Source organism: Anabaena sp. 54 (assembly GCF_017355725.1).
Lineage (GTDB): Bacteria > Cyanobacteriota > Cyanobacteriia > Cyanobacteriales > Nostocaceae > Dolichospermum > Dolichospermum heterosporum.
The window spans coordinates 80493-91400 of record NZ_JAAVWA010000004.1 but is presented as its reverse complement, the minus strand read 5'-3'; the positions used below and the strand labels follow the sequence as shown (position 1 = coordinate 91400).

At 36.7% G+C, this 10908-nt stretch carries 9 protein-coding genes and 1 pseudogene; 6 read left to right on the top strand and 4 right to left on the bottom strand.

Going from position 1 to position 10908, the window contains the following annotated elements; genetic code table 11:
• Window positions 1-231: 231 nt before the first annotated feature.
• Both HEQ36_RS06655 and HEQ36_RS06650 read left to right on the top strand, forming a co-directional pair.
• A pseudogene (locus HEQ36_RS06655) lies at window positions 232-740 on the top strand (Uma2 family endonuclease); the annotation flags it as partial.
• A gap of 267 nt (window positions 741-1007) precedes the next feature.
• Window positions 1008-1268: a hypothetical protein gene (locus HEQ36_RS06650; protein WP_027404460.1), complete on the top strand. Its 261-nt coding sequence runs from the start codon at window positions 1008-1010 to the stop codon at window positions 1266-1268.
• Here HEQ36_RS06650 and HEQ36_RS06645 read toward each other — a convergent pair.
• Window positions 1257-2180: a 1-aminocyclopropane-1-carboxylate deaminase/D-cysteine desulfhydrase gene (locus HEQ36_RS06645; RefSeq protein ID WP_168636597.1), complete on the bottom strand. Its 924-nt coding sequence runs from the start codon at window positions 2178-2180 to the stop codon at window positions 1257-1259. The genes HEQ36_RS06650 and HEQ36_RS06645 overlap by 12 nt on opposite strands.
• Window positions 2181-2248: 68 nt before the next feature.
• Between HEQ36_RS06645 and HEQ36_RS06640 the strand changes: the two genes are divergently transcribed.
• From HEQ36_RS06640 to HEQ36_RS06625, 4 genes are all read left to right on the top strand, one after another.
• Window positions 2249-2821 (top strand): pyridoxamine 5'-phosphate oxidase family protein, encoded by a 573-nt coding sequence (locus tag HEQ36_RS06640; RefSeq protein WP_168636598.1) that lies wholly within the window; start codon window positions 2249-2251, stop codon window positions 2819-2821.
• 386 nt (window positions 2822-3207) lie between these two features.
• Window positions 3208-4203 (top strand): sodium-dependent bicarbonate transport family permease, encoded by a 996-nt coding sequence (locus HEQ36_RS06635; protein ID WP_053540392.1) that lies wholly within the window; start codon window positions 3208-3210, stop codon window positions 4201-4203.
• A gap of 4 nt (window positions 4204-4207) precedes the next feature.
• A complete protein-coding gene (locus HEQ36_RS06630) occupies window positions 4208-4501 on the top strand; it encodes a P-II family nitrogen regulator (protein ID WP_168636599.1) in 294 nt (97 codons plus the stop codon).
• Between the two features lie 167 nt (window positions 4502-4668).
• Window positions 4669-5154, top strand: coding sequence for a hypothetical protein (locus HEQ36_RS06625; RefSeq protein WP_168636600.1), 486 nt, complete (start codon window positions 4669-4671; stop codon window positions 5152-5154).
• Between the two features lie 436 nt (window positions 5155-5590).
• On the opposite strand, the gene HEQ36_RS06620 is transcribed toward HEQ36_RS06625, so the two are convergent.
• The 3 genes from HEQ36_RS06620 to cmr6 form a co-directional block, all read right to left on the bottom strand.
• On the bottom strand, window positions 5591-6982 hold the full coding sequence (locus HEQ36_RS06620) for an amidase (protein WP_053541354.1): 1392 nt from the start codon (window positions 6980-6982) through the stop codon (window positions 5591-5593).
• Window positions 6983-7378: 396 nt separating this feature from the next.
• Entirely contained in the window at window positions 7379-8905 is a 1527-nt protein-coding gene (locus tag HEQ36_RS06615; RefSeq protein WP_168636601.1) for a hypothetical protein, read from the bottom strand.
• Window positions 8902-10905 (bottom strand): type III-B CRISPR module RAMP protein Cmr6, encoded by a 2004-nt coding sequence (gene cmr6 / locus HEQ36_RS06610; protein ID WP_168636602.1) that lies wholly within the window; start codon window positions 10903-10905, stop codon window positions 8902-8904. The genes HEQ36_RS06615 and cmr6 overlap by 4 nt, the downstream gene beginning before the upstream one ends.
• Window positions 10906-10908: the final 3 nt, after the last annotated feature.

Here is a 10908-nt window from a genome sequence, read left to right as displayed (position 1 = left end):
ACCCTGATGGGCAAAATCTCTGTAATTTGGTTTGCATCTTTTTGAACCACTGTGAAAAGTGTAATCAATCTCAGAAACCTGGGTTATTTTCTAACAATTCTTCTAACATACCTCTAAGATACAAAGCTATCGCTTGACAATCAAGACAGTCGCTACAAAAGTTATAATTATAACTTAGTCGAGAAACTTGTAGAAGCGATCGCCAACCCATAAAACCTATAAATTAAAATTATGACCCTCGCACAAGAAACACGCTACTATTCACCTGAAGAATACCTAGAATTAGAGGTAAACTCGGAAATACGTCACGAATATATCAACGGATTAATTATACCATGACAGGTGGAACACCCAATCACAACCAACTTGCAGGCAATTTTTACGAAATGTTAAATTTTGCGCTCAAACATCAACCTTATCAAGTCTTTGTTCCAGATCAACGTCTTTGGATTCCCACCAGAAAAATTCATACCTACCCTGATATTATGGTTGTGAAAAATCCCTTAGAATATGAAGAAGGAAGAAAAGACACTTTAGTAAATCCCGTGATGATTGCAGAAGTATTATCAAAATCTACCAAAAGCTATGATAGAGATGAAAAATTTGCAGCTTATCGGACAATTCCCAGCTTACAAGAATATATTTTAATTGACCAATACACAATGCACATTGAGCAGTATTTTAAAACCGATAATAATAAATGGATATTTTCTGAATTTACAGACGGAGATAGTAGCTTAGAGACTTCCAAATAAAAAAATGTCCCAAAACTGATGCAGAAATTCTCTCTCTGTGTACTCTGTGCCTCTGTGGTTCGTTTCTTAGGATAATTTATTTCTTGGAAGTCTCTTAAACCTATCTTCTATTCCCTGCCAAATCTTGTTAGCAGATATTTATGATAAAGTAGATTTCAACACCGAAGAATAAAAACTCAATCTTCCTCTCCGCGTCTGGAGCGCCTCTGCGTGAGATAATCATAATTCTAAATACCAAAGGAGTCAATAAAAATGAGTCGCATTAATCCCTACACATTACAAATGCAAATTACCCAAATGTTTGCACAAGGACAATCATTTTTTGCCCTTACTAAAGTTCAAGATTGGTTAAAAGAACATAATCAAAACCCCTTAGATTACGAAATTCTCTTTCATAAAAAACCTGCACCTCCCGGTTCTAAGGAAGTCATGGTAATAGAAATAGAACTTAAACGCAAAGACGGACAACCTGTAGATCCTTGGTTACAAGAACAGGCTAATTTACACGCTTAATTTAGATATTGCATCTTGATTACCCTGTAAACCTCCCGTATGGATTAATAGCAAAGATTCCGATTTAAAAAACCCTTTTGCAATTAAATCCATCACTCCATAAAACATTTTTCCCGTGTATATATAATCTAAAGGTATATCATATTGTTGTTGGAAATCTTGACAAAATAGCTTTAATTTATTAGTCACTTTAGCGTAACCACCAAAATGATAATCACATATAAGTTGCCAAGGTGCAGGAGTATTAACAAGTGTTGGTAAACCAGAAGCTAGATAATTTGTTAATAAGTTATTGATATCTTCGTTGAGAAAATCACCACCTTTCAAAACAGGAAAACCAATTACTTTTTGTTCTTGACTTAATGATAGTGTCATTCCTGCTAATGTTGTTCCTGTCCCGCAAGCCAAACAGATAGTATTAAATCCTCTCACTGTTTGTAATATCTCTATACAACCGCGCAGACCATTTAAGTTACAACCTCCTTCAGGAATAATAAATGCTTCTCCAAATCGCTGTTTTAACTGATTTTGTAATTCTTCTGTATGACGTTTTTTATATGTTTGACGATCAATATATACTAATTCCATTCCCTGTGCTACTGCAAATTGTAAAGTAGGATTGAGAGGGATATTTTCTTCTCCACGAATTAAGCCAATAGTCCGAAAACCAAACAGATTTCCTGCGGCTGCGGTAGCATAAATATGATTAGAATAAGCGCCACCAAAAGTAAGAATTGTTGAGAAATTTTTCTCTTTAGCTTCCACTAGGTTATACTTTAGCTTAAACCATTTATTACCGTTAACATGAGGGTGCATTATATCCAGTCGTAAGACATATAATCTAGTATCTGCAATAGCACAGATTTCACTATGAATTTGTTGAATAAGTGGCGGAAAAAAAATTGATGACATTTCCAATAAAAGTTAATCTTTATTAGTATAGTATAAAATACTAAATTTATAAAAAACATCTACCAATTATGGCTAAACTTTTTGATTTAATCACCGAAGAACTGCAAAAGTTTATTATTAATCAAAAAATATTTTTTGTCGGCACAGCACCGCTAAGTTCGACAGGTCATGTTAACCTTTCTCCCAAGGGTTTGGAAAGTTTTCGGATTCTCTCCCCCGACCGAGTTGGTTATTTAGACGTAACAGGTAGTGGTAATGAAACATCTGCTCACTTGCAGGAAAATGGACGAATAACCTTGATGTTTTGCGCTTTTCAAGAACCTGCTTGTATTCTCCGTCTTTATGGTCAGGGACAAACTATTTTACCGGGTTCTCCCGAATGGGATTCTCTTTATCCTTTATTTCCTCCGCTTCCGGGAACTCGACAAATTATTATTGCAGATATTGAACGAGTGCAAACTTCTTGTGGTTTTGGTGTCCCGCTGTATGAATATCAAGGACAAAGAGATACTTTAGTTAATTGGGCTAGTAAGAAAGGGGAAAAAGGAGTTAAGGAATATCAACAAAAGAAGAATCTTATTAGTATTGATGGATTATCAACGCCTTTGAGTAAATCCCAGAGTGTGGATGATTGCGGATAGGAATAGATAAATAAGATTAGTTGGTTTTACCGCTTTTATTGTGATCAAATATCCTTTTTGTTAATCCAAAACCATGACTGTACATGGATTTTAATTATATCAGTAAAGGATGAATCTGGATGCGTTTCCCCTGCCTATTTTTGATTCAGAGTTATATATACTTATTCCTGCTTCCTTAAATAAGTCCTAGAAGACCCTGGAAAAGTTTTTTGCGAATATCAATATGTCCTTAGCACGCTTTATAAACGCTACGACGCAAATGAAGTTCACGCAGTTAAAATTATTAATAATTATGCTACCCATTTACAAAATACTATATCAGCAGGTATATTGGAAAGTTAAGCCTGAAATATAAAATTACGAACTCAGAATCAAATTAATAAAAAATGAATTCTAGCCCCCTATTGTCCAACATTTTAAACCCGCCAGTGTTATTCTTCTTTTTAGGAATGCTGGCGATTTTTCTGCAATCTGATTTGGAAATTCCCCAACCATTACCCAAATTATTTTCCCTTTACCTGCTACTCGCAATTGGTTTTAAGGGTGGATATGAAATTGAAGAAAGTGCCATTAATCCAGAAATTGTCCTCACTCTTTTAGCGGCTATATTCATGGCTTCTGTTGTTCCTATTTACTCATTTTTCATTTTAAAACTGAAACTAGATACCTATAATGCAGCCGCTATTGCTGCAACTTATGGTTCTATTAGTGCCGTTACTTTTATTACGGCTCAATCTTTTCTCAAAGTTCTCAATATTGATTCTAGTGGACACATGGTAGCTGCTTTAGCACTCATGGAATCTCCAGCAATTATTGTGGGAATTGTCTTAGTGAGATTCTTTGCTAAAAGTCAGTTAGAAGCAGGAGAAGGAGAAGGAAAAGCAGAAAAGTTTTCTTGGGGTGAAGTATTAAGAGAAGCCTTTTTAAATGGTTCTGTATTTCTCCTCATTGGTAGTGTAATAGTGGGAATTCTCACAGGAGAAAAGGGTTGGGAAAAATTACATCCATTTACCCAAGATATATTCTATGGAGTGCTATCATTCTTTTTACTAGATATGGGTATGGTAGCTGCTAGAAGAATCAAAGACTTGAGAAATACAGGTCTTTTCTTGATTGCTTTTGGCATTTTTATGCCTGTATTTAATGCCATTATTGGTATCTTTATTAGTAAATTAATTGGGATGTCTGAAGGAAATGCTCTTTTGTTTGCCGTACTTTGTGCTAGTGCTTCTTATATTGCCGTACCGGCAGCAATGCGAATGACTGTTCCTGAAGCTAACCCCAGTTTATATGTATCTATGGCTTTAGCTATCACTTTTCCGTTTAATATTATTGTTGGTATACCTTTGTATTTCAACATTATTAAGACAATAGGAGTATAGTCAGGTGCAAGTTTTCAAAAAAGTCGAAATAATTATCAATTCTTTAGAACTACAAAAGGTGTTAAAAATTCTAGATCATATAGGTGTTTCTGGATATACAATTATTGAGGATGTCACAGGTAAGGGATACAGAGGTCGAGTTATTGACGATTTAGAAGGTCATGCACTTACCAATAGTTATGTAATGACTATTTGCAATGAAGAACAAGAACGGCAAATAGCTGAAGCTGTTCGACCAATTATCAAAAAATATGGTGGTGTATGTATTGCTGCTGATGTTAAATCAATCGTAGATTAATTAACTTTTGTAAATAACAATCAGCAAATAAAATCTAATTTTTCGATGAATTTTGGCGAATGCTCCGGTACAAAGGAAATAGATGCAGGATTACCCGGTAATAGGTTATAACCCTACATTACTATAATCATTGTACAGATTAGAGAATAATCTCTGGAGTGTACAAAATGAAATCTTTAATTGCAACTTTCACCGAAAAGTTAGATTTTTCGGAATCGGAAATAGAAGCAATACTTTCCACACCCTTAAATGAGGTGCTGAATTCACGGGCTTTAAAACAAGAATTAGACAGTTTAGATATTAGCTTACTCAAAAAAACCTTACCCACAGCCGGTGCAGTTTTATCTGAACATTTACCACTTTTTTATGATTGGCTAAAAAATGAATTAGGTGTTCAGAATGTTCCTGATAGTCCAGACCATACAACAAAATGGGTAGTTGGTTTTCTTAATAATCAGGAAAGTATCAATCATTTGGTTGAATTACACCGTCCCGTTCCCCACGCAGCTTTAGAAAAAGCTGTTCCCCGGTTGGTAGGTTTGTTTGATGGTGTGGAAGATGTAAAAGTGCGTGAAGAATGGGAAAAAGCAGTTGCAGCACTTTGTTTAGTTTTGGTTGTTGATGCTCGTGAACAGGCAAAACTGGCTAGTTAAAATGTCTGAATCAGGATGCTCAGGATTGAAGGATTAACAGGATTGAATATGGAAATATTTGCCAACTTTCTGTTTTTTGAGATTATTTTATGGATAAGAGGATGTTTGAAAAGTCGTATCCCGTAATTTTCATCACATTGTTACCCCCCTTTCCCCTTACAAAGCTACGGTGTACACACAAGTTATCGAATCACCATTATTCCTCAATTTACCCCGGGGTAAAAAATATTTGATACATCAACCATAACTTTTCAAACACCCTCTAACAATCCTGTAAATCTTTAAATCCTGTAAATCCTGATTCTGACTTAAGTAGGTGAACACAATAAAACCAAACTGTGTAAAGAAACGTAAAATCGCCCAAACCCTCTTCACTCTTGCCTCTTGCCTCTTGCCTTTTGCCTTGCCATAACGACAATTTTCAACGCCAACCTACTTAAAGTGATGGCTGGTGTTGAATCCAAGGGTTAGCGGCTTCTAATTGGGCTGCTAGACTAATGAGGGTAGACTCAGCCGCAGGTTTACCAATTAGCTGTACACTCAGGGGTAAACCATTGCTATCAAAACCGACGGGAAGAGCGATCGCAGGTAATCCGGTAGCATTTGCGACAGGACAAGGCGCGACCCAGTGGACAATTTTGGCGAATGTCTCTTCTGGACTCAAATCTGCCCATTCACCGACGCGAATGGGAGAATGTAAATAAACTGGTAATACCAATACATCTACAGTATCAAAAAAGGCGATAATTTGCCGAGAGACTATTTGCATTTGGGAAAGTGCTTGCAGATATTCAGCCACAGAACCGCTTTTGGCGAATAACCATTGGTTCAAAGGTTGCAAAGCTGGTGACGGGATTCCCGCTGCTGCGATTCCCGCTTGCCAAACTACTTTAAATGGTTCGATTAAATTGCTAAAATCTGGGTATTTTTCCTCAACTTGATGTCCAAATTGTGCCAATAACTCGACGGTTTTAAATACTCCTTGTTGACAGTTAGCGTCAGCTTCTCCAAAGGGGAGAATATTGGTACTAAAAGCGATTTTTAAAGGATCTAATTTAACTTGAGTTGCAGACAGAAATGATGGTTGGGGATCTGGTAGCCAATAAGGATCACCAGTGACATAGCCAGAGATTACATCTAACATAGCGGCTGCATCCGCCACCGTGCGGGCAAGGGGACCATCAACAGCGATGCCCCCCAAGCGATCGCCTACAGGGGCTTTAGAGACTCTTCCCCTGGCTGGTTTAATGCCCACAACACCACAACAAGCCGCCGGACCACGCACCGAACCACCACCATCTGAACCTTGAGCGATCGCACTTAATCCTGCTGCTACCGATGCCGCTGCACCACCACTAGAACCACCTGGAGTATATGCCAAATTCCAAGGGTTTCTGGCTGGGGGAAATCCCATAGGTTCGCTGTAAGGATAAGAACCTAATTCAGAAGTTGCGGTTTTACCCAGAATAATAAATCCCGCTTGTTTAATTTTCGTCACCACGCCATCATCATGATTGGCAATATTGTTTAACAGTGCTGGATTTCCATAAGTACAAGTAACACCTGCAACTGCACTTAAGTCTTTAATAGAAATTGGCACACCAAAAAACGGCGGTAATTCTGAAGTTGTAGTTAGTAATTCTGTTTTATTTGTAGCATCAGCGATCGCTAAATCTGCCGTAACTGTAAAATAACTCCCCAATTGGGGATTCAAGCGTTCAATTCTTTCCAAATATACTTCCACCAACTCTAGAGGCGACACCTCCCGTAGACGGATTAATTGTGCTAACTCTAAAGCCGGAGTAAAAGCTAAATCATTGTTATTCATTGCAAAAAAGGGAACAGGTAATGGGTAATGGGTAATAAACACTCATTTTCACCAGTTTAGAGCTTCAGTCAAAAAAAAGATGCTTAGTCTGAAAAAACAGTGCCATTATTTCCATCTTTTCAAAAACATGAGTTTTTTCTGTTCCCTCTGAATTTAGCAGGATTTTTGGGCGTTGCTGATTAAGGGTATGAATTTTAGTCTCACGCAAAGGCGCAAAGACGCAAAGGTAAGATTTTTAAAGGTTCAATTTGGAAATTTCATACCTCGATTCAGCAACGCCGATTTTTGAAGCTTTTGTTGCATCAACTTCATAGCAATAGGTGAAGGTTGAAAATGCCTATTTTCCCAACGGTTAACTGTTTGGCTCTGATGTATGGGCGATCGCTCAATTATTGGTTAAATTGTATCTTCTAAGTATTGCAATCCCCATTGATACAAAGAGCGCATTAATAGATTGTTGAGATTGGGGGGAGTGCTAACTTCCTTGAGTAGTCCCATCATCAGCTTTTTAATGATTTCTGGTGTTGTTGGTATCTTAACCCCGTCAAATCCATTGTTAGCCCAAAGATAGCTAATTTTCGTTGAAGTTATAGATTCGCCATCATGAATAATTGTGTTGCGCTTTTTCCTAATATCGGTCATTAATTTTGACCATTTATTATCTTCTTTGAATTTTTTGTAAATACACCAACCTTGCATTAATTGTTGTAGGGTAGCCTCATCTTGATGATTAACTATCCAACCTTTGACATACCATTTTTGATTGATAGATTGCAGATATAATAATTGTTCTAAAATCTGCACGAATTGAATAAATGCTGTGGTGTAGTTTTCCCGATTTAATGCTAATTCTAATATCAGGGTAGACTCCCATAAATTAGTAATTTTGTCATCTTGCAGCTTTTGCAGTTGGGTTTTCCAATTTTCAACTTGTTCTGCATTGACTAATTTAGATGCATCCTTAGAACTCACCCAATCTTTGAGTTTTTGGTAAAAATCTTTATTAGATTCCCAATTACTATATTGTGCTAAAAACCCTGCTAATTTATATAATACTGGATGACGATGTTGATGGACTTTCAGCCAAATTTGTGCTTCTGAAAAATCTCCCCGTTCCCAAGCAGACTGAATTTTTACTTTTTCTAGTGACCAAAAATATTCAGCCATAGAAATTAAACTGAAAGTTTGGGAATGATTAGCAGTAACTAAACCATTTTCTAAAGTGGTGAAAAACTCCTTTGGTTCATTAGGACTAGCATTAAATACTTGATATTGACGTACTAAAGCGGCTGCACATATTTCTACATTAGAAGCAATGACAGGGGTACATCCTTTAGTTTGTATCCATAGAATAAATTCTTGATTTTCGTTAATACTTATAGCTTCTTTTAAAACCAGTTGTTCTAATTCTTCTCGGATTTCATCACTATTACCAGCATTAATTTTTGGTGAGTGAATATCAACTCTAACATCAGGAAATAAACTTTTAATTTTTCCTTTCATTAATTCTGCTAACCATAAAGTATCTAATCGGCGAAAATTCCAAGTAATACTTGCTGGTTGGTCTGTTCCCCATAAAATAATATGTTTTAAACCTTGGTTTACTCCTCCTTCAATCACAATTTTATCTAATAATAATTCAACATTACTAAAATCGCCACCTAACCATTCTTTACAGTATTCATAATAACGTTGACCTAAATCTCGACCACTCCAAGGATAGGTTTTACCATCTTCATCTTGATGTTTACCGCGTTCTATTCCTAGTTCTTGGTAGAGTTCGTTGATATGCTTAGGATAACTAATATTACCATCTGCACCAAAGGAACGAATGATACTATCTTTACAACGCCATCCTATTTGTCTAGTTCCTACGGTGATGATGAGGGTGCTAACTTGATTTGTGTTATTTGTTGTTTTCATAGGGGGAAGATTTGAACTTTATTTTGTAATGTTTCTAAATATTTTTGACGAGGATCTGCATTAGCACCAAATACTGTTACTACTTGGTAATCACCTAAATCTGCAATCCAGACAGGGGAAGGAATTACTTCACGTTTTATTCCGTTGGGGAAATCTTTCTTAACACCACCACATAGATTTTTTGCATCACTGTAGTTTGGGTTTTCTAATTGGTGAAAATATTTATGTAAAGTTTCTAGTGCATATCCCTTATTCTCATCATCTTTATTACTGACAACTATAATTTTGGCATTAATATCTAATGCTTCAGTCCATGTAAAAGAGTTTACCATTCCACAATTTCTTAGCTGCCGATAATTGAAATTAACGCCTAATGCTTGTAATGCTTGATAAAATGCTTCTAATCTTTGTTGAAATAATTGCTGAAATTCTTTAGGAGTTTTTGGTAATTTCCAAAATGAATCTTTACTACCAGGTATTAGAGTTGAACCACGCAAATAAGGATGTTTTTGACGAGAATAACAAGGTCTTCTTGCACCTTGACCAGTACCACCTAAATGAAACATTAACCAAGTGAGATTTTTAACTAATTTCTGCAAATTAGCCTGTTTATCTTCAGGTATTTCTGGTGAATAATGTAATGTTAAAATCCCTTCTTGTTCATCTTGGTTGCTTTTTACTGCTTTGGATTTTACCTCTAAAGTTCTAATCATCAACCAGCCAAATTTGTGATTGGGGGTAGTAATACCACCAAATATTGTAGCTTCCCATTCTTGGACTTGTGCGGTTTCTAAAACCCCCAAAGTAAAACTTTTAAACCAATAACGTAACATTGATTTAAAAGCAACTGGGCGGATTTCTGGATGATTGATTGTATCCGGTTTTAAATTTCCCTTGTTATCAGTTTTTAGTCTACCTTCTCTGTCTTTTTGATAAGGTTGATTAACATTTCTAAACTTTTGTCTACCATGAATTAACTGGCCTTCTATCATAAATTCAACTCGGAAAAATTCACTTTCAGGTTTATGATTACCTATACCTGCCGGATTTAGTTGACCATAACCTGTGTTAATCTGAGAACCCACACCAGCTTGTAAGCCCTTGATTAACCACTGTTTTACTTGTTCTAATATCTCTTTATCTTGACAGTTACTAGCTAACCGTAACCCAATCATAAACATGGGTTTTTCTAAACTGAGAAACGGGTTAGGATTGGGGCTATATTTGGGTGAATTATTATCCCACTGCCAGATATTATTAGCCATGTCTACAGCTAGTATATTTTGATCACCTAAAGGATAAGCGTCTAGAAATACTACTTTACCTGCTTGATCTTTTTTATTATTAGTTTCTACTGAACCAAACGAAGCAGCAATTTGTTTTTCTGCATTTTTCCAGTCAATATTTTGCTGTGCCATGATTTCCCGGATAGCTTGGGTTCTGGCCACACCACGCAGGGTGCTAGAAGGAATATAAGGAATACCCAAAGCATCAAAAGCAGGTAATAAAATACTTTCTGGTCCTCTATGTCCTCCTACTCTAATTCTCCAAGGACATTGAACTGAAAAACTATTTTGGGCGATTAATTTGGTGCGTTTTGTGAGTTCTTGTAATCGCTTGGAATAGTTTGCCCCCCGTTCTGCCATTTGCAATATTTGGACTTTGGTGGGGTCTTTGTATTTATTATCGGTATCTGGCGATAGCGAAGCGCTGCTGCAAGCAGTTCGCATCCATCGCAGATATTCTACAAAACTGGCTTCTGAATGTGGTTGAGGTGGGTTATCTGGATTCAACCAGGGAGACGGGATAGGAGGTTGATTATTACCACCACCATGACCACCAGGATTACCATTGCCGCCACCATGACCACCGGAATTACCGCTACCATTACCACCCACAGGAACGTTAATTACTTTCTTGGGTCTGTTTACATCTGGTGTGGTAGGTGCAGGTGGTTGAGGTCTTCTAGGTTGATTGGTTTGAGGTCTTTCAAATACCATAAT

Excerpts from the sequence above, each read along its gene's own strand:
- HEQ36_RS06620 (WP_053541354.1), bottom strand. The coding sequence starts at position 6,982 with ATGAATAACAATGATTTAGCTTTTACTCCGGCTTTAGAGTTAGCACAA.
- HEQ36_RS06640 (WP_168636598.1), top strand. The coding sequence starts at position 2,249 with ATGGCTAAACTTTTTGATTTAATCACCGAAGAACTGCAAAAGTTTATT.
- HEQ36_RS06645 (WP_168636597.1), bottom strand. The coding sequence starts at position 2,180 with ATGTCATCAATTTTTTTTCCGCCACTTATTCAACAAATTCATAGTGAA.
- HEQ36_RS06635 (WP_053540392.1), top strand. The coding sequence starts at position 3,208 with ATGAATTCTAGCCCCCTATTGTCCAACATTTTAAACCCGCCAGTGTTA.
- cmr6 (WP_168636602.1), bottom strand. The coding sequence starts at position 10,905 with ATGGTATTTGAAAGACCTCAAACCAATCAACCTAGAAGACCTCAACCA.
- HEQ36_RS06650 (WP_027404460.1), top strand. The coding sequence starts at position 1,008 with ATGAGTCGCATTAATCCCTACACATTACAAATGCAAATTACCCAAATG.
- HEQ36_RS06625 (WP_168636600.1), top strand. The coding sequence starts at position 4,669 with ATGAAATCTTTAATTGCAACTTTCACCGAAAAGTTAGATTTTTCGGAA.
- HEQ36_RS06615 (WP_168636601.1), bottom strand. The coding sequence starts at position 8,905 with ATGAAAACAACAAATAACACAAATCAAGTTAGCACCCTCATCATCACC.